Source organism: Caballeronia sordidicola (assembly GCF_002220365.1).
Taxonomy (GTDB): Bacteria; Pseudomonadota; Gammaproteobacteria; order Burkholderiales; family Burkholderiaceae; genus Caballeronia; species Caballeronia sordidicola_C.
Genome location: NZ_MTHB01000042.1, coordinates 1 through 20404, shown reverse-complemented (window position 1 = coordinate 20404; position 20404 = coordinate 1). Strand labels below are relative to the sequence as shown.

Annotated in this window: 26 protein-coding genes; 23 read left to right on the top strand and 3 right to left on the bottom strand. The window is 57.7% G+C overall.

The window, feature by feature from the left end; all coding sequences use genetic code 11:
* Positions 1-85 precede the first annotated feature (85 nt).
* The 8 genes from parS (at position 86) to BSU04_RS06935 (ending at position 7315) form a co-directional block, all read left to right on the top strand.
* Complete coding sequence (gene parS, locus BSU04_RS06975; protein ID WP_089159917.1) at positions 86-610, top strand: type II RES/Xre toxin-antitoxin system antitoxin; 525 nt, start codon at positions 86-88, stop codon at positions 608-610.
* Positions 607-1077 (top strand): RES family NAD+ phosphorylase, encoded by a 471-nt coding sequence (locus BSU04_RS06970; RefSeq protein ID WP_089159916.1) that lies wholly within the window; start codon positions 607-609, stop codon positions 1075-1077. Before parS ends, BSU04_RS06970 begins: the two co-directional genes overlap by 4 nt.
* Before the next feature lie 67 nt (positions 1078-1144).
* Positions 1145-1483, top strand: a complete 339-nt coding sequence (locus BSU04_RS06965) for a hypothetical protein (RefSeq protein WP_089159915.1) — start codon at positions 1145-1147, stop codon at positions 1481-1483.
* Positions 1484-2425: 942 nt separating this feature from the next.
* The gene (locus BSU04_RS06955) at positions 2426-2725 is read left to right on the top strand and encodes a hypothetical protein (protein WP_256982265.1); all 300 of its coding nucleotides are present in this window, start codon (positions 2426-2428) and stop codon (positions 2723-2725) included.
* A gap of 390 nt (positions 2726-3115) precedes the next feature.
* Complete coding sequence (locus tag BSU04_RS06950) at positions 3116-3802, top strand: hypothetical protein (protein WP_089159913.1); 687 nt, start codon at positions 3116-3118, stop codon at positions 3800-3802.
* A gap of 443 nt (positions 3803-4245) precedes the next feature.
* A complete protein-coding gene (locus BSU04_RS06945; RefSeq protein WP_089159912.1) occupies positions 4246-4920 on the top strand; it encodes a hypothetical protein in 675 nt (224 codons plus the stop codon).
* Positions 4921-5102: 182 nt separating this feature from the next.
* Positions 5103-5435 (top strand): hypothetical protein, encoded by a 333-nt coding sequence (locus tag BSU04_RS06940; RefSeq protein ID WP_089159911.1) that lies wholly within the window; start codon positions 5103-5105, stop codon positions 5433-5435.
* Between the two features lie 680 nt (positions 5436-6115).
* A complete protein-coding gene (locus BSU04_RS06935) occupies positions 6116-7315 on the top strand; it encodes an SGNH/GDSL hydrolase family protein (RefSeq protein WP_089159910.1) in 1200 nt (399 codons plus the stop codon).
* A gap of 88 nt (positions 7316-7403) precedes the next feature.
* Here the strand turns inward: BSU04_RS06935 and BSU04_RS47400 are convergent, their stop codons facing one another.
* From BSU04_RS47400 to BSU04_RS06920, 3 genes are all read right to left on the bottom strand, one after another.
* The gene (locus BSU04_RS47400) at positions 7404-7925 is read right to left on the bottom strand and encodes a hypothetical protein (protein WP_256982264.1); all 522 of its coding nucleotides are present in this window, start codon (positions 7923-7925) and stop codon (positions 7404-7406) included.
* Between the two features lie 91 nt (positions 7926-8016).
* Positions 8017-9228, bottom strand: a complete 1212-nt coding sequence (locus tag BSU04_RS06925; RefSeq protein WP_089159909.1) for a DUF1173 domain-containing protein — start codon at positions 9226-9228, stop codon at positions 8017-8019.
* A 71-nt stretch (positions 9229-9299) separates the two neighbouring features.
* Positions 9300-10568 (bottom strand): KfrB domain-containing protein, encoded by a 1269-nt coding sequence (locus BSU04_RS06920; protein ID WP_089159908.1) that lies wholly within the window; start codon positions 10566-10568, stop codon positions 9300-9302.
* A 416-nt stretch (positions 10569-10984) separates the two neighbouring features.
* Between BSU04_RS06920 and BSU04_RS06915 the strand changes: the two genes are divergently transcribed.
* From BSU04_RS06915 to BSU04_RS06845, 15 genes are all read left to right on the top strand, one after another.
* On the top strand, positions 10985-11317 hold the full coding sequence (locus tag BSU04_RS06915; protein ID WP_089159907.1) for a DUF5658 family protein: 333 nt from the start codon (positions 10985-10987) through the stop codon (positions 11315-11317).
* Between the two features lie 151 nt (positions 11318-11468).
* Complete coding sequence (locus BSU04_RS06910; protein ID WP_089159906.1) at positions 11469-11729, top strand: hypothetical protein; 261 nt, start codon at positions 11469-11471, stop codon at positions 11727-11729.
* A 7-nt stretch (positions 11730-11736) separates the two neighbouring features.
* Positions 11737-12522, top strand: coding sequence for a DsbC family protein (locus BSU04_RS06905; protein WP_089159905.1), 786 nt, complete (start codon positions 11737-11739; stop codon positions 12520-12522).
* Complete coding sequence (locus BSU04_RS06900; protein ID WP_089159904.1) at positions 12519-12776, top strand: hypothetical protein; 258 nt, start codon at positions 12519-12521, stop codon at positions 12774-12776. Before BSU04_RS06905 ends, BSU04_RS06900 begins: the two co-directional genes overlap by 4 nt.
* Positions 12777-12823: 47 nt before the next feature.
* On the top strand, positions 12824-13297 hold the full coding sequence (locus BSU04_RS06895; RefSeq protein WP_256982268.1) for a lytic transglycosylase domain-containing protein: 474 nt from the start codon (positions 12824-12826) through the stop codon (positions 13295-13297).
* A complete protein-coding gene (locus BSU04_RS06890) occupies positions 13294-13962 on the top strand; it encodes a conjugal transfer protein (protein WP_089159902.1) in 669 nt (222 codons plus the stop codon). The genes BSU04_RS06895 and BSU04_RS06890 overlap by 4 nt, the downstream gene beginning before the upstream one ends.
* Positions 13959-14987, top strand: coding sequence for a TraU family protein (locus BSU04_RS06885; protein WP_256982262.1), 1029 nt, complete (start codon positions 13959-13961; stop codon positions 14985-14987). Before BSU04_RS06890 ends, BSU04_RS06885 begins: the two co-directional genes overlap by 4 nt.
* Positions 14988-14997: 10 nt before the next feature.
* A complete protein-coding gene (locus BSU04_RS06880) occupies positions 14998-15498 on the top strand; it encodes a TrbC family F-type conjugative pilus assembly protein (protein WP_089159901.1) in 501 nt (166 codons plus the stop codon).
* 159 nt (positions 15499-15657) lie between these two features.
* Positions 15658-16011 carry a hypothetical protein gene (locus BSU04_RS06875; RefSeq protein WP_144021146.1) on the top strand — a complete coding sequence of 118 codons (354 nt, stop codon included), beginning with the start codon at positions 15658-15660 and terminating at the stop codon, positions 16009-16011.
* Positions 16001-16363: a hypothetical protein gene (locus BSU04_RS06870; protein WP_089159899.1), complete on the top strand. Its 363-nt coding sequence runs from the start codon at positions 16001-16003 to the stop codon at positions 16361-16363. The genes BSU04_RS06875 and BSU04_RS06870 overlap by 11 nt, the downstream gene beginning before the upstream one ends.
* A 10-nt stretch (positions 16364-16373) precedes the next feature.
* A complete protein-coding gene (locus tag BSU04_RS06865) occupies positions 16374-16970 on the top strand; it encodes a TraE/TraK family type IV conjugative transfer system protein (protein ID WP_089159898.1) in 597 nt (198 codons plus the stop codon).
* Positions 16967-17908 carry a TraK domain-containing protein gene (locus BSU04_RS06860; RefSeq protein ID WP_089159897.1) on the top strand — a complete coding sequence of 314 codons (942 nt, stop codon included), beginning with the start codon at positions 16967-16969 and terminating at the stop codon, positions 17906-17908. Before BSU04_RS06865 ends, BSU04_RS06860 begins: the two co-directional genes overlap by 4 nt.
* A gap of 2 nt (positions 17909-17910) precedes the next feature.
* The gene (locus BSU04_RS06855; protein ID WP_089159896.1) at positions 17911-19248 is read left to right on the top strand and encodes a TraB/VirB10 family protein; all 1338 of its coding nucleotides are present in this window, start codon (positions 17911-17913) and stop codon (positions 19246-19248) included.
* Positions 19245-19928, top strand: a complete 684-nt coding sequence (locus tag BSU04_RS06850) for a TraV family lipoprotein (protein WP_089159895.1) — start codon at positions 19245-19247, stop codon at positions 19926-19928. The genes BSU04_RS06855 and BSU04_RS06850 overlap by 4 nt, the downstream gene beginning before the upstream one ends.
* 13 nt (positions 19929-19941) lie before the next feature.
* Positions 19942-20343 carry a hypothetical protein gene (locus tag BSU04_RS06845; RefSeq protein WP_089159894.1) on the top strand — a complete coding sequence of 134 codons (402 nt, stop codon included), beginning with the start codon at positions 19942-19944 and terminating at the stop codon, positions 20341-20343.
* Positions 20344-20404 lie beyond the last annotated feature (61 nt).

Sequence of the window (20404 nt, the reverse complement as noted above, 5' to 3'; positions counted from 1 at the left end):
ATCAATTTACCCAAATGGGCAAGACTTGCTATCCATTATGGAAAGAATATAATGGGAATCAGCAATTAACCATTTGGGAAACGCCATGACCGCAGAAGCAATCGCAGGAAGGCAGCAATCGCGCAAAGCCAAGGTCGGCGCGCCGGCAGAGAAGCTGGCGGCCACCCGGCTCGCGCATATCGATACCAGCGGGCTGGGCGCTGAAGACGACGACTTCAAGTTCTTTCTTGGCCTGGGCCCGATCGAGCAATCCGGCCTGATTCGCGATGGTATGGAAGCGGTGATTGTCAGCCGAATCGCCAACGAACTGCTGGACATTCCCGTGCAGTCGTTACTTGCCAGTCTGCGTCTTCCTAGCAGCACGATCAACCGCAAGATTTCCCAGGGCGAGCGGCTCAGCGCGAGTGAAGCGGACCGTGCCGCGCGCACGATGCTGATCTACGCGCAAGCCACGGACGTGCTCGAAGATGAGAAGCTGGCCGCCGAATGGTTGATGCGACCTAGCGTCCAGTTGCGCGGCGAACGGCCGCTAGACATGCTGGATACGCAAACGGGGTTCGATCGCGTCCGCGACATTCTTATGCGGCTCGAATATGGCGTCACCGTATGAAGGTGTTTCGTCTCGCGAAAGAGAAGCCCGGCAGGTACCGGGCCGATGACCTCAGTGGCAACGGTGCCGCCCTCGCGGGCGGTCGATGGAATCCGAGGGGCGTGCCGGTGTTGTACACGTGCTGCTACGCGTCGACGGCGGTCCTCGAGGCACGCGTGCACGCATCGGGCCTCCTCCCGGTGGCCAACTTTTATCTGGTCACATTGGAAGTGCCGGACAAGGCGGTGTCGAACGCCTACGTCCCGGAGCTGCCCGACGACTGGGACGCGCTGGACCATGACCCGGCCTCAACGGTCGATCTCGCGCGGAAATGGCTGGAGGAGCGCAAACGGCTCGTGATGCGAGTGCCGTCCGTCGTGTGCCCGAGTGACGACAACCTGATTCTGAATCCGGTGCATGCGAGTATGAAGCACGTGCAGGTGTTGCATAAACAGCGCTTCGAGCTCGACCGGCGGCTTTTCAAGTGAATTCAGCGGCGATCGAGACTACTCGGTCGCCCAACCAACAGGACCAGGACAGGCGGAATGGTGCAGCATGAATCCCGTTGAAGCGAAAACGACTCTTGAGAGACTGGCGCGCGGCATTGATCCCGAAACTGGAGAGGTCCTCGCCGAGCAAAGCCCGTTCAATAACCCGCAGGTAATCCGGGCGCTCTTTTTCGCCGTGAAAGAACTGGAAAAGCTCGCTCCACCCGCGCGAGCTGTCCGTGAGCGGCCGGCGAATGCGGGCCGTTCGTGGTCGGAGGTGGAGGATGCAAGGCTACTAAAGTCGTTCGACGCCGGCGTGTCGCCGAAAGATCTTGCGCAGCTGCACGGACGCACCAAAGGAGCGATCGATTCCAGGCTCGTCAAGCTCGGGCGCGTCGAGCAGTGACAAGAGCTTTGCTGGATATGTTCGGGGTTGCGTAGATCGACGACAACGTTGGGTAACAACTACGAGTGGATTTTTTAGATGCCTGGCACCTGCCTGCGGAGCCGTGACGCCGTTGAATGATGACGAATCGGCCGGGACGTGTTCGAGCTGCGGCTCAGCGCGCGGCGAATCGGTTTCGCCCGAAGATTTCAAAGTCCAATTGGCCGCCGGCGCGATATTTAATGCTGCGCAGTAGCGTAAGCGTACAGCCAAGAAACGTCGCTGATTTCAAATGAAAAAGGCTTCGCTCAGTTCGTCGCCAAATTTCACACTGAGGTAGCAGAGCATTGCTGCTTCCAGCTCGGTATCGCCCATCCATATCTTCGCGCCCGGAGTGTGGCGATCGGCGTTGCCGGAGTGTTCGACCCAGGCGATCGACTTTTCGCCGAGCTCTGCATCGACGATGTGGCTGATGACGATCTGCTCGCGCGAGATGATCGGCTCGGCGTGTTTTGGTCAGACGAATAGTTGCGGACGATCAACGGCGCGCAGGGTTGCTCGTGTGTTTCATTCATTCGCTCGGCACGGCTAACCCAGTAATCGAGTATGGCTAAGTCCATATTTGATCCTTGACGATGCATTCTTCATTTGCATTACCCGTTCCCGGCGCGGTCGGTTCACTGCCAGTCATGTCCCGACACAGCATCCGGTAGACCACGGTATCCGGCTCGTCAAATCCAGTTCGACGGCAAAATCGCCAGGTGGCAACGCGCGCGAAGTGTTCGGCGTCATAGCCCTTTAGACCGCCGTCAAAGTGCATGATCGCAACGCGTTCTTCGTAGAATTCGACGGCGTTAGAATCGTCGGTAAGTCGACTCATGGTGGCTATAATACTGTGTTTTTATACAGTGTAGTCCGTGGAGCGCCAGCAATGGAAAAAACCTCCGACTTCTGGAGCCCCTCATGCTGATGAAAGTAACTCCGAGGCTTCGCCGCGGCAAAGTGCTATCTCAGCAGGAGATTCAGACGGCAGAGCCCGCGTATGGAGACATGGTGGTCGTGCAGAATATGTCCCACCAGTTCAATCGGTATTCGAACATCGCCCGGTTCCAAATGTCCGGCACCAACGATGTGCAGCCGATTCCTGAACTGCACGATGCGACGCTTGCGTGGATGGGGCCGAACGGGTTTGTGCTCACCGGCTTTGAGGTAGTCGCCGGCATCGCTTATGCTCAGTCCTGGTGGTGTCGAGCACCCAACTGACAGGCGTAACGGTTGGCGGAAAACCAAGTCCCGGATCACTGAACTATGCAAGCGCTCGCGCCGGTAATATCACAATGCGGGATGCTAAGATCGGCAAGGTGCCCACGTCAATCCCCATCATGATTCAATGACCAACCGAGACCGATACCTCCAGTTGCTTGCGTTGTCGAAAATCACTCAGGTTGAAAGCGCAAACCTCATAGCGGCACAGCTCCAGCGCCCGTGTGCACCTCGCACGGTTAGGGCGTGGCTGGCGACGCCTGGCAGCGCAAGCGCACGTCCGTGTCCAGATTGGGCCGTCGAAGCGCTAGAGCGACGCCTGAAGGCACTGAAGAAACCGATTGCCTGAGATGACTCGCACGCACGGGCTTTAACGGAGAAGTCGAACGAATGGTATTTCTGCCCGTCTTCCTGTTCGCCGCATACGCGAACCTCATTCTGGCCATCCGCGGTCTGGCTGCGAAGGGCCGCGAAGCGCTGATCGCCCAAGCCCATTTCCTCTGCTGCCTTACCGGCGCCCTCGGCTTGCTGCTCGGATTCGAGCTGGTGCCCGACCCTCGGAAAGGGATCGCCGGCGACGCCTATAACTGGTCGCCCGTCGCCTTCTTCGGTTTCGGTGTGCTCACCGTTCTCCTGTTCGGAGGGCGGCTCATTCTGCTCACTCGTGAGAGGTCGGTGCGAAATGGGCCGGGAGTGCGGTTCGGCATGGCGATATGGGCTGTCGCTGCGGGGCTGTACATCTGCGGAACCGTGGCGGATCACTGGATGTTTTTTCGCCATCCCGACCAGGCCGGCGTGGTCGCCCCGTCTTTCGTTGGCCCAAACGTCAAGTGTGAAACCGCTGTTCTCGTCTGGCTTGACGGCAACACAGTGGTGTACCGCTGTCCGAATCTGGTCGTTTTCGGGAGAGATTATTCGAAGCCATTTGTTCCATGGCCCTCGTTCACTCAAGGCGAGGCGGACGGCAAGCAGCTGAAACGAGGGGCCGCAAGTGCAACGGCTGCCGCAGCGGCCAGCAAAAACGGCGTAGTCGTCCCTATGCCTGCGAGCCAGATTCGTGTGATCCCCGCTCAATAGCCGTCCGCGTCGTTCACCGCCGCTCACAAACGACCACCAATCGTGGTCGGATGCCGGCGTGCTCCGGTTCAATCATCACCTGGCACCGAAACTCGCAGCAACAGACGGCCGTTAGGTAAACGCAAAGCCAGCGAGCACCCCCTTTCTACGCCGCCCTTCTTTCACCGACTATCCGCAGATAGACGGTGAGGTAACGCTTCCACACGGCCATTCAGGTTGACACGTCAAATGCGTCCATGCCGAAACGCATTTATATAAATTGTGCTCATGTATATAAGTGATTAAAATCAACATCGATCATTCAGATTTGAGTAAACAGAAGCCGTAACCGACGCCAAATATGCCCATTATCCCGGGAGAAAGTGAACGATGCTGCATCTGCTAGGCGGGTATAAGCATGTTGGTCAAGGCCCGTTCAAACGAACAACTACCGACCAAACAAAATGACCATCCAAACTATCGGGCACGCCATCCTCAGCATGTCGCAACAGGAATCCTTTCTTTTCTTCACGTCAATTGCGCTCGGTGTGTGGGCCATCCGGAGCATCTATCGTCGCAAGAAGCATCATCCGCAACCGGTTGGGCAACACAACTACGCGTTCGTGCTCGCGCTTCTGGCCTGGTGCGCGCTGTGCGTAAGCTTCCCGTTTCACATTGTCCTCGCAGAGGATCGATTCGATTGGGTTTCTGCTTGCGTTGTTTTGTTCGGCACCTGCTGGGTAAGTATCGACACGATCATGACGACCAAAGAGGAACAAGCCATGCTGGCCATGCTCACTCCGGCTCCGGGAGCGCTGCCCCCGACCTCTATCGAGACGGCGACCGTAACGGCGCTGGTCGGAGCATCCAGGTTCTGCCGCAGTGGCCTGGTTATCGTTGCCTTCGGAAGCCTCATCCAAATGGCGCACCTCGTCGACAAGGCACACACGGCTGAAAAACGTGGAGAAGGTTCGAACAGCGTAAGCCTGCAGGAACTGCCAGACACTTATGCGTTGGCCAAACAAAGCGCCGACGATAGCCAACGAAGCGCGGACGTCCCGACCTATCAATACGCCGATTGGATTGGGTCTGATAGAGCACACCTTGTCAGTGGTCGCACTCTCAAGAATGTTAGCTAGCAGGCATGGGAACCGCCCCGTTCTGAATAGCCGGAGGGGCGGGAAACGGTATGCGCAATAGTGCTCGTTCGGTTGAGAGAAACTCAGGCCGTTGTATCGGTACGGCGGAGACATTGAAGAGGATGACAAGACTGAGCGCTGTTGCTCGGCCCGAAGCGCCTTCACGGAGAGGGAACCCACGTATGCAAACTGAGAAAGTATTGGCGGCCGAGGTCGACCGGAAAATCAACGTTACCGATATCGAAATCGCCGGCGTGTGGATGCCGTGCGAGTACGTTCAGGATCGGGTGGGCCGCGTGCGCGTTGTCATGCTCGCCGATGTGGACTTTGACGAACTAGCTCGTGGAGCTGCCTGGCATCTGACCCTCGAGGCCGCTGCAGCGTTTCGCTTTGACCGGATAGAACCGTGTCGAAAACTGACCCTGCGCGTTCCCCAAGCGGGGCGACCGATTGACGAATGTTCCTTTCAACAGCGCTTGAAACGCGACTTGATTGCTAAAGACCATTCGGCTTAGGGGTACGACGTGGGCCTGTGGACAAAAGAAAGCGATTATTGTCTGTCGCATCCGACCGGATGGACAATCGCGAAGTACATCATGCGCGAGGCGGCCGTCTACATTCTATGGCACGGAGATACACAAAGAGGCCATTTCGATGATGCGCGCGACGCCATGCGGCGTCACACGGAACTGACCCGGAGCGCCTCCTCCTGCGACTCATAACCAAGTTAGCGCACGCCACTCAACGTCAAAAGCCGTTGGCCTTGTGCTGTAAAAAAACAATTCCTGAACTCGTGAGCAGGTCCGCAATCCTCGTGGCCGCAAATGACCTTTCACGGATGTTGCTCAGTCGCGGTGACTGATGGCGTCGAATGCGGATGGGCTGAAACCCTCAAGTTATCGCCGCGATTTCCGTTAACCAGAATTGGGTCTATCGGTCCTTTGTAGGAACGATATCGGCCAAGACCCACATCGTCGTAGATGCTGTTCATTCATCTGAATTCGGTATCATCAAAACATCAATATCGATGTTTTGATGATACAATCTGAACCATGGTGCCGCGGTCGTTAGATCTTCAGCGCGAGCATCGAGAGCAGGCTCAGATCTCCGGCAAATGCTGGTCCCTGCGAAACCGCTTCAAATCAATAAAACTAGACGGCACGACCGTCGCCAGACCAAACGAGGACTTAGCCAGATGACGTCGACCAATCAATTGAACACAAAAGCAAGTTCGAACCGCGGCACGCTTCGGCGCGCCACTCAACTCACGGTAGCCAGTGCGGCATTCGCAATGCTGGCCGCGTGCGGAGGTGGCGGTGGTGGCGGGGATAGCAGTAACACCGGTTCGAATAACAGCAGCGTCCCTTCTGGCGGCGTCAATCTTCAGGTGGTCTCGTTCGGCGACAGTCTCTCCGACGTGGGCACCTATGCTCCGGTGATTGCGGCGAGTTTCGGCGGCGGTCGTTTCACAACGAACCCGGGCGAGGTCTGGACGCAGAAGGTCGCGGAGTACTACGGGGGTACGCTAACCGCGGCATACCTCGGCGGCTTCGGTCAACCGCTGGTCGCGTCGTCCGGTTTGGGCTACGCACAAGGCGGTGCACGCGTGCAGGATCCGAATGGGGAAGGGCGTGCCGCATCAAGCGTTGCAAACGCGGCCTATGCGCAGGCCACGACGGTTCCCGTCACGCAGCAGGTCCAGAACTACATCTCCGTTCATGGCAGCTTCAACGCGAACCAGCTGGTGCTCATTAATGGCGGCGCCAATGACATTTTCGAGTTGGAGCCGACGATTCAGACCGCCATCGAAACGGACGTGGCTGGCGGCATGGATCCGGCAACGGCAATCCAGAAGGAGGCCGTCGCTAACCTCGGCCCCGTTGCACAAACCTTCGCTGGCGTGATCCAGCAGATCGTCGCTTCCGGCGCGGCGCACGTTGTAGTATCGAACGTTCCGGATATCGGCCAGACTCCTCTCGGGGTAGCAGGTGGTGCGTCCGCCCAGCAGTTACTTACGGCATTGTCGACCGTGTACAACACGGTGCTGACGCAATCGATCCAGGGCCTCGGGCTGTCGTCGAACCAGGTGATCCAGATCGATGCCTTCAACTGGCAGGACGGCATCACAGCCAACTACCTGGCCAACGGCTTCACGGTCTCGAACACCGGGACAGCTTGCAACATCGCGGCTATGGTGGCCAACGCCACGAAGTTCGGCGTAGCTGACCCCAGCGCCTTTGGTTCTTCGCTGTTCTGCTCGCCGCAGTTGTACACCGTCGCCGGAGCAGACCAGACGTACATGTTCGCAGACACGCTTCACCCAACGACGCACCTGCACGTCCTGTTCGCCGCGTATGTCGAGCAGCAAGTCGCCAAGAGCGGTCTCGGCAAGTGATGGTCAGGTTGTGAGCGCGAAACGATAGGTGATATCGCAAAGCCGAAGGGGCGCCGAGCGCCCCTTTTTTTCGTTCACGCGCGGGGGTTCACCCGCCTGCCAGACCGTGCGCATAGTGATACCAGACTGCTGCCAGCGCCGCCAGCAAGAGGGGCCACGATCTCACTGAGAGACGCCAGTCCACGCTGGAGGGCCACGACGCGAGCAGCAGCTGCGCGAGTGCTGCCCACACCAGCAGATCCCACGGTGAGAAGATAAAGCCGTGGCGTAGCCGCATCCAGGCAGCGCCAGCAGCTATGCCGTAACCAAGCATCGGCGCGAGGCTGGCCGGCGCGGCGTTCCACCATCGCACGTTCTCCATCAACACACCTCCGAACAGGTACGAGCCGTCCTGTGCCCGCCGCGGCCACACGGAGAGGCTTACGGGACGGGCGAACGTGATGAACGCCACTATCAGGTGCAGGAGTTCATGGGCCAAGGTACCGGGGAACGAAAGCAAGGCGAACGTCGCATTGCCGCGTGCGCAGCGGCCGAGCGCGATCGCTCCGAGAACGGCCGGAAGAAGGTAGGCACAGATGGCGAGCAGACTCTGTCGGGTTCCAATATCCATGGGAGCGTGATTCAGTACGCGTTAGGCGAAAGGCGAATTATCTGCGCGGCGTCTTGCGGGGCTTTCGCATGCGAAAAAAAGAAGGCCGCTTTCAAGCTGCCCGCGCCGTGGCGCTCGCCGGTGGTAACTCCGGCATGATGTTGCCCGCGAGCCACTGAATGTGCGTGAGCTTGTCATTGTCAGTCAGGTCACCGAGCGCGGCCATGTAGCCTTCTGATGCATCGCCCGGCACCATGTACACCGCCGTATGTTTATGCGGCGTGTCGCTAAGGATCACGCTTGCGAGTGGACGGGAAGAGGGCAGGTTATAACGCAAACCCTTGACGAACCTGCGCTCCGAAGCGATCAGAGAGTCAATCAGGTTCTTCTCGTCAACATTGGAGAATGGAATCCACTGCTCGTTGGTCACCATAAACGCCATTTCCTCGATCTCGGCGATGCCGGTACGCCCAACACTGAAGGTTGCGATCGTAACGAGGTGAATTTCCGGGAAGGCGTTCCATAGGCTGATTTCGTCCTTAAAGACCTTCAGCTTCTTGTTCAAGTCTTCGCTCATCATGAAGTGAAAATCAGGAACCTGTTTGAGCACGACTTTGTGGCCGTAACGCGCAGAAGCGACCTCTTTCACTTCACCGATGACGATAAAGAGCTTCTGTCCAGGCCGATCGGATTTTTCCGCGGCAGCAATTAGGGCGCTACGTCGCTGCGCTATCTCGTTCTTGCGATCGACGTAAAACGGCTCTGGCACATAGAGCGTGCTCGGCAGATGCAAACCCTTCGTGTACTTGCCCTGCGCAGCGCGGCTCAGATATTTGTGCACCGTCGCCCAACTCCGTTTTCCCTGCATGCCAGGGTTCCAGTGAGTCAGATGTGAGACATCCCACAGGAAATGCAGCAAGGAGCGGATCGTCAGCTTCGAAGTCTCGCCCTTGATGCTGTCCTTTTCGGCGTCTGAGGGGGATGGCGGGGCCCGACCTGCGATCTTGTTGAGAGCGAAGTCGAGTCGGAGCATGGTCATCCCTTCTTCGACGTCCTCCTTGATGGCATGCCCCATAACTTCGCCGAGGCCACTCAGTTCGGCAGGCGGTTCGTACGAGTCGCAATCGGCAGAGTGTTCCGCTCCAGAGTCCGGCATCCGCTTGATCTGGAAGTGCCCGGATACCTTTGAGACATACATCGGTTCGCCAGGTCTGACGCAGAGACAAAGAGGCCGGATCTTTGTATGGTGCACGCGACCGAGCGCCGCCTGCAGGCTCGGATCATCTTCTTGGTATGTCTTCCCGTCGATCAGGTAGTGATGCATCTGCAGATCCCCGTTCTCTTATTTGGTATTCAGGACTCGGTCGTCCCTTGTGTATGCGGAATCGGCCGTCGTCAAAGACCGTCGATCCCGCGATTCTTGACGTTCCTCGGCGTGGATTCCGTCTGACGATCCTGCTCGATTTGTCGCGCGGGGCCGCGTTGGCGATTCCGGTCATTCCCCTGTTGAAGGTCGTTCTCCTTGAACTCAAGCGCCACCTTGTCGCCAAGTTTGACTTCGCGGCTCATTTGAGCCTTCGGGAATCGCACCGCATCTGCCCGCCCTGTCTGCACAAGCACGTGGTCGCCGTCAACATTAATGACCTGTCCCTGGACGGCCGACCGTATCTTTTCCGAGTCGGTGATGCGCAACAGCGTCTGAGATGGGCCGCGATGACCCTGGTCCCCCGCGCGACCTTCGTCTAGAACAGCCGGTCCGCGATCTCCTTGCGGATTTCCTCGTTCTCGTGCATTTCCTTGATGCCTTTCATTGAGCTCTGAATCCAACGAGAGGCGATCTCGGGGTGAGAGTCCGGCTGCTTGTCGGTAGGCGTCTTCGTCGATTCGTCCGATGCTCCACTGGTCTTCGATTCGGGATTGGAGTCGTTGCTGGATGTGGTCATGTGTTCCCTCCGATTTCAGAACGTTGATGTTGTCGAATCCCTGCAGGTTCACCGGATTCGCCCGATCGCGAACGTCGATGATGTCCAGCAGCAGGTTATTGCCAAAGTATGCGCCAAGTTGCTCAAGCGACTGTGGGAGGCCGCCCTGAATCTTCGCGAGCGTCGCGATGCTCGAGCCACGGCCTTCCTCGTAGAACCGCCGTATCGTGTTGTCGAGGGCGTTTTCCGAGCGAGCGTGGACCACGACGATGTGCGGCCGAAATCCAGCATCTATCGTCTGCTGGATCTTGTCTCGGCTCGTTTCAAAGTTAGACATCTGGCCCTCGAAGACCATATGCGCGTCCGGCGGTAGGGCGTTCTCCTTCAACACCATGGACGTCTTACCCGCACCCGGCGATCCCGTCAGGAAGTACACGATATCCCGCCCTGATTCACGCGCCCCCTGCAGGTTCTCGGCGAAGAGGGCAGACGACAGGACTGCCGCAGTGTTGTGAACCGGATTGTTAAAGCGATTGCGCGACTCGCGCGATGCGCTGTATTCGCCAAACGTCTCCTTGAAGAGATCGGCTGCAACGTAGCGACCGTCGAACGACCGAGAGTCTTGCCGGTACGCTTCAATGTACTTCGCCGGATCCGCTGTCGCCGCCTCGATCGCGCTCTCCTGTACCCGCCGTCGGTCGGGTTCATCGAAGTTCACATACCGAATATTTTCAAGCTGCATAGGCACTCTCCCGCCCGTAAAACCAGTCGTTGGTCGGACTTCATGGAACTGCGGTTAATGGTGGAGCATGGAAACGGTTCTGATCCAGTGCCGGCCATCTTTTTGATCTCGTTCAAACGCGACAGCGATCAGACGGAGGCCGCCGATCTTGCAAGCGCTACTGGACTCTCGTCAGGCGCACTTACAGGGAAAGTGTAGTTTACGCGAGAACTTAAGAGTCTCGATCTTCATCTCTTGCATGCTTCGATTGCACGAGCCCGCCGAGACGCGCACGTTCGTCAAAACCACATGATCAATCGCCGAAATTCGGTTGTTGGCGAGCAACGTTACATAATGCAACACTCTCGAAATTAAATTATAATCACCCCAGCGCCTGATACAAGTTAACAACACGGCGCGGCCTATACGGGGGCACCATGACGCAGGACCAACCATTCCAATCCATCCTTCGAAACCGCACGCCGATCCTCATCGGGGTCGTCACGGTTTTGCAGGTGCTCGACTGGCATAGCACGCTATCCGCCCCGGAGGGGCGTTTCGAAACGAACAAGCTCTTGAACTGGCTTAGTCAGTGGGTAAGCTTTTTCTGCGTGCTCTCCACCGTCAAACTGATATTCATCGCCACCCTTTTAGGAGGTTTCCTCTACTGGCGCAAACACAAAGGCGTGTACGAGCTTGAGTACACGGCGTGCCTGTCTGTGCTGGCATTGGTCTACGGCGCTGTGGTGTTCAACAACTATTTTTCATAACGTCAATATTGATGTTTTGATAAATTGATGTGTATTATCGACTTCACTACTGACCGGTTGAGTCGGACCCGTATTGACGCTGTGCAGGGAAAAAGCCCGGCGTGCTTGCTCGCTTCGGTATCATTTCGGGATTACTGACCTGGAGCGAAATATGAACGTCATTGTCGAGCAGGATCTGAAGGACGCGGCTGCGGCCGGAACGATTAAGGATTTTGTGATTGAGGAAGTGCAAGGCGGCTACGTTCTTCTCACGAAGTTCACCAGATCGAACATCGAACACATGCTGTACACCCAGCGCAAGAGCGCTCGCGTATGGGCCAATGTCCGACCGATCATTGAGTTCATCTTGCAATACAAACCCGAGTTGCCAGAGGTGAGAATTCGCCTCATGAGGCGCTCTCACCCGAAATAGAGGATCTATGCGGCTTGCTTCGAAGGTTTTGAAAGTTTCTGCAGCATTGTTCTGTGCCGGTTACACCCTTCTGGCGCATGCAAGTTTCCCGGACGACCTGGTCAAGCGGTTCCCTGCCGCGCAGGGAGCGAAGATTGAGCCCGCCTTTCCCGGCTTCTGGTCTGTGGTGAAGGGCAGCGAGATTTTCTTTGTCCGCGACGATATGTCGATCCTGATTTCGGGAAACGTGATCGATCTGAAAAGCAACCACTCGCTCTCAGCTGACCTTGAGGCCGCCAATCGGCCGAAGGTCGACGTCGCCCAACTGGATTTGAAGGATGCGATCAAGTTTGGTAGCGGCTCGCGGCGACTCTATGTGTTCTCCGACCCTGATTGCCCATACTGCCGTCAACTGGAGGGCAACCTCACGAAGTTGACAGACGTCACGGTCTACTTATTCCCTTTCCCCCTCGCGCAGTTGCACCCGAACGCGCCGGGCGTCGCAGAAAGCATCTGGTGTCAGACCGACCGTGCCCAGGCATGGCACGACTATCAAAACATGGCTGGTCTCGTCAAACCTGACATGCTCATCCCCGCATGGCATGACTACCTGCATCAGCACAAGCAGCCAGAACAACCGCTCTGCGAAAACCCGATCGCGCGCAACCTAGCCTTCGGTCAGAAGTGGAATATCAACGGCACCCCCGCGCTGATCTTCGCAGACGGATCGCTGATTCCCGGTCTTATTCCGACCGATCGGATCGAAGCACAACTCGCGAAGTCTCAGGCCAACCTCGCGGCGGCATCTAAATGAGCAAGCTCCTGCATCGCCTCCTTTCGAGGCTGGCACTTCGCGGCCAGCATTCGGTCCTGCACGCAGGCGTCATGTCATTGATCGCCACCGGCGTTTTCATGATGTCGACAGCGGCCGAAATGGGCGCTATGGGGCCCCTCATCATCGCACTGTCGTTCTACGTCGTCTTCGCTGCGATCGCGATTGAGGTAATCCTCGGGCTCTTCACTCTCATGAGAAAACTGGCCGGGATAGGCCTTCGTCGATATCCCTGATGCTCTATCTTCGAATCTCTCTATTAGCATTACTAATTGTAAGCGACGTGGCACGAGCGGGCGCTGACGAGTGCTTCGCACACGCTGCGCAACGGCGTCACATTAACGTCGATCTCCTCCGGGCGATCGCGAAAGTGGAGTCGGACTACCGACCACATGTGACCAACGCCGATACAGGAGCAATTGGGGAGATGCAGGTAATGCCGTGGCATCTGAAGTGGCTTCAGAAATACGACATCTACGAGCGGGATCTGTACGACGAGTGTACGAACATCAACGTCGGAGCTTTCATCCTCTCGGACTTCATGCGCATGTACGGCAACACATGGCGAGCGGTCGGGGCTTACGGGGCTGGCATTTCCCCCAACAAGGAGCAGGCGCGGATCGGTTACGCGAAACAAGTGCAGAACATGTACGAGCGCATAACCCGTCAACCCGCCAGCAACCAGACCGCAGCCCACCCTTCAAAGGGCGTCGTTTCAGAACAACCAACAAGACCAACGATGGTGGTGCAGCAATGAAACAGCAAATCCTGATTGGAACCCTGCTTGCAACTGTGACATTCGCAAGCTTGGCACGCGCGGAGGATCTCGGCGTCAAAGCGCAGACGTACGCGCTCGACCCCGACGCAGCGGAACAGATCAAGGATGTCATGCGCCGAAAGCAGTCCACCGGCGAACTTGACCAGTTCTGGAAGAACTATCGCAACCGTACGATCGACTCGATCAAAAATCCGCCGTCCCTCGGCGTCAAGAGCGACTACGCCGTGCGCACTGAGCTACGCGATCTCCAGTTCGCTGTTCCCGAGGACTACAAAGATCAGAACGGCCGGGTGATTGTCAGACGTGGAACGGTGATCCAGCCATTGAAGATCATGCCGCTCACCAGCGGCCTGATCTTCATCGATGGCACTGACCCGAAGCAGGTCGCGTACGCAGTCGCCAGAAGCCAGGCCGAGCAACTAAAGATTGTGCTCACGGCCGGCTCGCCGTATCTGATGCGAATCAAGTACCGCAACGTACCGTGGCACGGTGGGATGGGCGTCCCGTTCTATTTTGACCAGCGAAAGATGATCATCAACACCCTGCAGAAGCTGTATGGCGTGGATGTCAACAGCGTGCCAGCGGCACTTTTCCAACAAGGCGACAAGCTCGCGATCCAGTTCGGCATGGGAGCCTCAAATTGAAACATCTGATCCGTCTTTGGCTCGCGGTCGTCATAGGTTTCGGGCTTTCAGGGGGGGCGCAAGCTCAGCAGATCTGCAACGGCAGTTTCCCCAATCTGATAACCGATGTCTGCTACGACTGCATATTCCCGATTTCGATCATGGGAGGCTTGCTAAATCTCGGCGTCTCTGGCGATGACTACAACACGGGCGTCAGCGGTTCGCCAATCTGCATCTGCGCAAACAACCTTGCCGTCGGCACGCCTGTCTCGTTTTGGGAGCCACGCTACATGGTCGACACCACCACCAAACCCGGATGCATGCCGCTGCTCGGCGGTATTGACATTAATACGCCATACAACGCTGCCGAATATGGGGGCGAGAAGGTCACGACAGCCCCAATAGGGGGTAAGCGAAAGTCGAGTTTCATGCAGGTCAACGAATACATCAACCCGGTGATGTCCGCGATCGGGGTCGTGGTCAATAACCCGTGTCTTGATAGCCGGTCCTTCGATGTGCCGTTCCTCAGTTGGGCCGACCCGACCTGGAACGACGACGCACTCTCCCTCATGCTGACTCCGTACGCATACCCGTTTGCCGGCATACCAAGCATCGCCGCGGAGCTGCCTGACTCGATCTCGGCGACAGTCGGGTTTCCGATGGAGATCCTTTTTTGGGTCGCCGGAGCGTGGGGACCAATGTATCCGCTCGACGGCAACGTTGCGGTCGCCAACACGCCCGAACAGGTTTCACATCTGATGATCGCGCGCATTTTCGCGAAGCTGCATGCTGCCGGCGCTCAACAAACATCGGCTGGCCAGGATGCACTGGACTCCTGCGGCGCACTCGGCGTTCCGCAGCTCGTCATGGACAAGCGTCAGTACAAGACCAATCGGACCTTCCCGTTCCCGGACAACATGTGCACGCCAATCGGCAGGCCCCTCTCTTTTCAAGAGATTGGTACCTCACGCCCTCAAGACAAGGACTACGGCTACTTCGTCTTTCAGCGCAAGGACTGCTGCGCCACCACCACCATAGCTCAGTGAAGGACTTCCGATGAAAAAATGGATCGCTCTCTTTGTCGCGGCAGTCACAACTGTCGGGGCTCAGGCCGACACCCCGCTGCTCGAGACCATGACAGCGCGGTGGAACACGTTCATTTTCGTCTCGACGCAAATGCCCCGCGAGACGCTCCTCGAGCTGGCGCGCGAAGCGGGCGCGGCGCACGCGGTGATTGTGCTCAACGGCTTCGGTGGCACCGACGCAACCTTGATGTCCACGCAAAAATTCGCGAAGGAAATCAATGATGCCTGCTGCCAGAAGCAGCCAGCGCGCTGGATCATCGATCCGGTGCTCACAAAGCGTTACCACGTCGTCTCGGTTCCCACGTTTGTAGTCGGCCACGGTAATAGCGACAACCCCGGCGAGTATTCGAAAGTAGCTGGCGAAATCAGCCTTTCGCAGGCCCTGAAGTTCTTCGCGCAAGACTCGAAACTGGAGTCCGCGAGTGATTTTGCGAAGCGCACCTACTATTCTGCGTTCGGCGAAACATATTAATTGTGACCGGTTCATGTAGTGATTAAAATCAATGTTATGAACATACACAAACTACTGATATTGACGTGCGCCGCGATGCCAGCAAGCGGGTTTGCAGCGCTTCCCAACGATGGCGTGAGCTTCGTTCAGCATGCGCCTTACTCGGCAGGAGCTGCGACGGTGCAGCTTCCTAATGGCGGTGAATACGTGTACTCGGCCAGCCCGGCGGTGGACGGCCGACTTCCCCAGCGCTTCATCGTTGGGCGGCCGCCGCGACAAACGTATGACTTGTTTAGTGCGCAGGAAGAGGACGCCCTTTCTCAGATGCGTGCGGACCAGCTCGCAGCGATCGGCGCCTCTCAGCAGCGGGCACGTCTGCGGCGTACTCGCTTTCACGCTAAACCGCAGGTCAATTGGCCCAAGGTCGTCGTGGTCGGTGACAAGACGTGCGTTCCTACGTTGAGTCACGCAAGCGACCCGGACTGGAAGGATCACCTAGTTTGCTGGAGCGCCGGGGACTCACGTGTCGAATGAATCTTTTCGTATCCCAAAGCATGGTGGCGCAGAGAGTGCATTTCTCGGCGTCGAATTCAAGGACACGTACATCCTGATCGTCAGTGTCTTCGTCGCGCTGTTTGCCGGAAAGGCTTGGGGCACCGGCGCGTACCTAGGGATTCCGTTTGTCGGCTACCACGTGAACCGGAAATACCTGGAATGGAGAAACACCCGTTTGCCGGGATTCTTCCACGCGTTTCTGTTCAGTTGGAGTCTGGCGAAATATTCCAAGGGTTTCAAAACCCAGCGCATGGTGTACGTCGGCGACGCAACGATCATCAATCCGGGCACGAAGCGGCTGCTCGCAAAAATTCTCCATCGCGTGGAGTAAAGGAAGTTTTATGGATTTTCCAAATCGCAACAAATCGGTTGCTCAGCTTCGCAAGGAAAACGGCCTGCTCATCTACGGGATCTTGGCCGTGGCCGTGGCGGTCTTGCTGTTAGCCATAAAGGTTTTCTTCATGACCGAGATCGTCGTTCGTGAGGTGCCGGGCATGCCTAACGGCGCCAAGATCGAGAAGAACGGTATGGATGTTGGAGCGGAACGGGCTTACGCGTATGCCGTCACAACGGCTTTGGCTTCCATCAACCCCAGCAATGGCGAAAGCGTCAAGGCGTTCGTGCAGCCATTCCTTTCGCCCGATTGCTTCACCAAAGTGAGTAAGGCAATTGACGACAAAGTCGCGACGTTGAAAGCCGAACATGAACTCGGTAGCTATTACTTTGTAACCCGCGGCTTCGTCTCTGACGACAAGCTTGGTCGCGTCTTCGTGCTAGGCGATCTTCACACCGTCAACGCGGCGAAAGACACGGCCGAACCGTACGTCTTCGAATACCCGGTCCATTTCGCCAACTACCAGATGACCTTTGACGATGCCGCGTCTTACCCCGGCGACAGGGTACATAACACTCAGTGGATACAGGCGCAAAAGAAATGAAGCTGACAAAGAACCATTACCTGGCCGCACTGCTCCTCGCGTCGGTGGGCTTTTCGGCGTCGGGGTTTGCACGCGCCGATACCACGCCGGCAGATGGCCTACAGGCCGCAAGCGCGACGAAGCATTCCGCCTCGAAGCACAAGAGTGCCCGTGACCAGCACGCCAAGGCACACGACCCCCTGGCAGTCGATCCATCGATCGCCGTGAAGGATACGGCGCCCAAGGAAATCAATCTGCCTGGCGTGATGAAGATTCCGGGGGAGAGCATGGACGCGCTTGACCCGACGAAAGCCCGTCGAATTGCGTGGACCAATGGCGGGACGCAGACGGTGTACATGAGCGTGAACGAGCCGAATCGTATCCAGTTGCCGTTCAAGAACCCGTACATCATCCAGACCAGTGACGTAAAGGTCGATCACCGGCCTGTCAGCAACAATATTTACGTGTACTGGCAGACGCTGCCCGCTGCGACACGAGAGCTGTTTATTGAGCCGCCAGGGGGTGGGCCAGCCTTGGGTCTTGAACTGGTTCCGAAGGACATACCAGCGCAAACCGTGATCGTGACGGATGACACCGGGATTGTCGCCGGACATCAGAAACCCGCCCTAAACAGCAGCGACTACATCAATCACGTGCAGGACGTCATGGAGACGGTGGCGTTGGGTCGCGCTCCGGACGGCTATTCGCAGGTTGACGTGCAAATGCCGCCCATCGCGATGGACGGCCTGGTTGTGACCGTGGACGGACGATATAGCGATCGTGACGGAGACATCTACGTCTATACGGTACGCAATCCTGGTCAGTTGCGCGCGAACCTCCGCGAACAGGAGTTTGACGGCCGCGATGTACTTGCCGTATCGATCTATCCCAAGCCGCTTCTGCTTCCGGGCGAGAAAACGAAGGTCATTGTGCTTGCTCGCAAGCGTGAGGAACAGTAAGCATGGCCATCGAATTCTTTGAGAAGAAGAAGCAGGAATGGTTGGACATGGATCCGAAGTTCCGATACCTGCTGATCGGCGTTGCGTCCGTCGGAACTGTCTTTATCCTTTACCAAAGGGCAATTCATCAGAACCCCGCGCCAGCTGCGAGCGCTGCTACGTTTGCTCAACCCGTTGCGACGCAGTCGGCGTCGCCCAGCGGTCTGCTGCCGGCACCGGCGACGTTCGGGGGGAACGTAAGCGGTGTTCTTCCGAACTCGCCTCGCAATCAGGGGCTTGAAGACCTGTCGACGCAGATTGATGCGCTCCGGAAGGATCTCGCAAGTTTGAAAAACCAGCCGCCGGGCGGCAACGCCCCGGGCAACACGATGGGCAACGTGAGGGTCGTGACCCGTCCCCCGAATGCCGCAGTTCCGCAGGGAGCCAGCGATGCGATGAACGGGGCTGGCAATGGGTTGGGGAAAGATCTACCCGCAGCGGTCAGCTTTGACCAGCCGGGCACGTCAACCACCACGGCGTCCGCCGCTGGCCACGACTCATCCAGCGTAGCCGCAGATCCGCCCCCAGCACCCATCGCTCCTGCGCGGCCAATGATGGTGGCCGACCCGGTCGTCTCGGATCCTGCGGATGATCCGAACAAGCGTCCGGACCTGGTCTTGCCGATTTACACAGGCATCGAGGCCGTGATGCTTTCAGGCGTCAACGCTCGCCCGAGCGGCTCAAGCGGCGGTGCTGTCGGCAGCGTCACATCGGCGCTGGACGTCGGTGCACCGTTCGTGTCCCGGATCAAGGGGGTGGCGATTATGCCTAACTCGTGGAAGGCCTCGGACCTGGAAAACTGCTTTATCGGTGGATCGGCAACGGCGGTTCTAAGCGCGGAGCGCGCATACGCCATCGCGGATCATATTAGTTGCATTTTCAAGAACGGGGACGTGTACGAAGCACCGGTCAAGGCATATGCGCTGGATGTTGACGGAACGCTTGGTCTCGCCGGCAAGGTTGTCAACAAGCAAGGTGCGATGCTCATGCAGGCAGCACTTACAGGCATGGCAGCAGGTCTTGGATCGGCTCTCGCGCCAACGGCGGTGTCTTCCTACAACACGAATGCCTCGAACGGCTCACAACAGTCCTTTCAGGTCCCCAATCCTGCCTATCTGGCTGGCACAGCGGTCGGGCAGGGTATCAACCACGCGGCCACAGAGCTTTCGCAGTTCTATCTCAACTTTGCGAAGGAGACCTTCCCGGTCGTCGAGGTCACTGCGGGTACCCGCGTGACGTGGATCCTGAAGGAAGACATCGCGTTGAAAAAACGCACCAGCAAGAAGGAAGTCGACCAATGAAACAGACCCGTTTTCCCCATTTCTTGACCGTAGCCCTGCTGGTCGGTCTCGCAGCTGCACTGTCTGGATGCTCAACCGCGTTTAACCCGATCGGATCGAACAGCTACGACTGCAATCGCAAGCAGGACCCAACGAGCATTTACTGCCATAGCTTCAAGGCTGTTGAAAACTCGACAAATGGGGAGTTGCCCGATAGCCGGTTCGACACCGCATTGAAATTCAGTCAGTACGACAAGGCAACCGAAATCGCGCCCGTAGGTAGCGACAAGTCGCACCCTGCGGTGAAAGCCGGCGCGGGCGAGACAGTCAATATCGGCTCAGGCAGTCTGCCGCAGCTCGGCGGCGCCGACCTCATGCCGCAAGATGGCTCGCCTGTCCGCGTGGGGCCGGTTGTCCTGCGCACGTGGATCAAGAGCTTTGTCGACGGCAACGACATGCGCGTCAGCAGCACGGTGGTCTACAAAGAGGTCGTCCCGACCCACTGGGCCGGCTTTGACGGCAGCGATCCAGCGAGTGCGGAAGGTGGTTCATATCCCCACAAGACTGTTGAAGCGAAGACCATAGGGGCTCCGAAAGCCCAACCCGAGTTATCGCAGCACACCGATTTCATCCAGCCGGGCAGCCAATCGTCCGCTAGTGAAAGCCCAGGCAGCTCCATGCCCAATTCAATGCCACAGTAATAAAGAGGAACCTATGAAACAAGAGTCCGCAGCAATCCAGTTCAACGCGCCCGTGCGATCGTTCCGACCTGTCGCATTCATGGTGCTCGCCATGGGCGCCATGCTCATTTCTGTCGGTGCGCTCAATGGCGGTACTGCACTAACCGCCAGCGCGTGGGACACACTCGTATCGACTTTGCAGGGCATGCTCGACAGTACGCTGATCATGGTTCTCGTGCTGATATCCCTCCTTGTCACGATCTGGCAACTCGCGCATGGCGGTGGCTATCGCAACCTTGCGCTCGTGCTGGGCATTCTGGCGATTGGTCTGATTGGGCCGTCCTTCGTTCAGACCATCGCCACCGCAACTGGCGTACCTGCGGTCCATGCCACCTCGGATGGCACCGTCCGGGTAGGCGCCGACCTGCAGCCATAGTCCCCGCGACTTTCGCATGCGAAAGGTCCCAACCGCGGCGTGACTGCAGACGTCACGCCGC

Bases quoted from the DNA above. Each gene is read 5' to 3' on its own strand.
- parS (WP_089159917.1), top strand. From the start codon at position 86: ATGACCGCAGAAGCAATCGCAGGAAGGCAGCAATCGCGCAAAGCCAAG.
- BSU04_RS06970 (WP_089159916.1), top strand. From the start codon at position 607: ATGAAGGTGTTTCGTCTCGCGAAAGAGAAGCCCGGCAGGTACCGGGCC.
- BSU04_RS06965 (WP_089159915.1), top strand. From the start codon at position 1,145: ATGAATCCCGTTGAAGCGAAAACGACTCTTGAGAGACTGGCGCGCGGC.
- BSU04_RS06955 (WP_256982265.1), top strand. From the start codon at position 2,426: ATGCTGATGAAAGTAACTCCGAGGCTTCGCCGCGGCAAAGTGCTATCT.
- BSU04_RS06950 (WP_089159913.1), top strand. From the start codon at position 3,116: ATGGTATTTCTGCCCGTCTTCCTGTTCGCCGCATACGCGAACCTCATT.
- BSU04_RS06945 (WP_089159912.1), top strand. From the start codon at position 4,246: ATGACCATCCAAACTATCGGGCACGCCATCCTCAGCATGTCGCAACAG.
- BSU04_RS06940 (WP_089159911.1), top strand. From the start codon at position 5,103: ATGCAAACTGAGAAAGTATTGGCGGCCGAGGTCGACCGGAAAATCAAC.
- BSU04_RS06935 (WP_089159910.1), top strand. From the start codon at position 6,116: ATGACGTCGACCAATCAATTGAACACAAAAGCAAGTTCGAACCGCGGC.
- BSU04_RS47400 (WP_256982264.1), bottom strand. From the start codon at position 7,925: ATGGATATTGGAACCCGACAGAGTCTGCTCGCCATCTGTGCCTACCTT.
- BSU04_RS06925 (WP_089159909.1), bottom strand. From the start codon at position 9,228: ATGCATCACTACCTGATCGACGGGAAGACATACCAAGAAGATGATCCG.
- BSU04_RS06920 (WP_089159908.1), bottom strand. From the start codon at position 10,568: ATGCAGCTTGAAAATATTCGGTATGTGAACTTCGATGAACCCGACCGA.
- BSU04_RS06915 (WP_089159907.1), top strand. From the start codon at position 10,985: ATGACGCAGGACCAACCATTCCAATCCATCCTTCGAAACCGCACGCCG.
- BSU04_RS06910 (WP_089159906.1), top strand. From the start codon at position 11,469: ATGAACGTCATTGTCGAGCAGGATCTGAAGGACGCGGCTGCGGCCGGA.
- BSU04_RS06905 (WP_089159905.1), top strand. From the start codon at position 11,737: ATGCGGCTTGCTTCGAAGGTTTTGAAAGTTTCTGCAGCATTGTTCTGT.
- BSU04_RS06900 (WP_089159904.1), top strand. From the start codon at position 12,519: ATGAGCAAGCTCCTGCATCGCCTCCTTTCGAGGCTGGCACTTCGCGGC.
- BSU04_RS06890 (WP_089159902.1), top strand. From the start codon at position 13,294: ATGAAACAGCAAATCCTGATTGGAACCCTGCTTGCAACTGTGACATTC.
- BSU04_RS06880 (WP_089159901.1), top strand. From the start codon at position 14,998: ATGAAAAAATGGATCGCTCTCTTTGTCGCGGCAGTCACAACTGTCGGG.
- BSU04_RS06865 (WP_089159898.1), top strand. From the start codon at position 16,374: ATGGATTTTCCAAATCGCAACAAATCGGTTGCTCAGCTTCGCAAGGAA.
- BSU04_RS06860 (WP_089159897.1), top strand. From the start codon at position 16,967: ATGAAGCTGACAAAGAACCATTACCTGGCCGCACTGCTCCTCGCGTCG.
- BSU04_RS06855 (WP_089159896.1), top strand. From the start codon at position 17,911: ATGGCCATCGAATTCTTTGAGAAGAAGAAGCAGGAATGGTTGGACATG.
- BSU04_RS06850 (WP_089159895.1), top strand. From the start codon at position 19,245: ATGAAACAGACCCGTTTTCCCCATTTCTTGACCGTAGCCCTGCTGGTC.
- BSU04_RS06845 (WP_089159894.1), top strand. From the start codon at position 19,942: ATGAAACAAGAGTCCGCAGCAATCCAGTTCAACGCGCCCGTGCGATCG.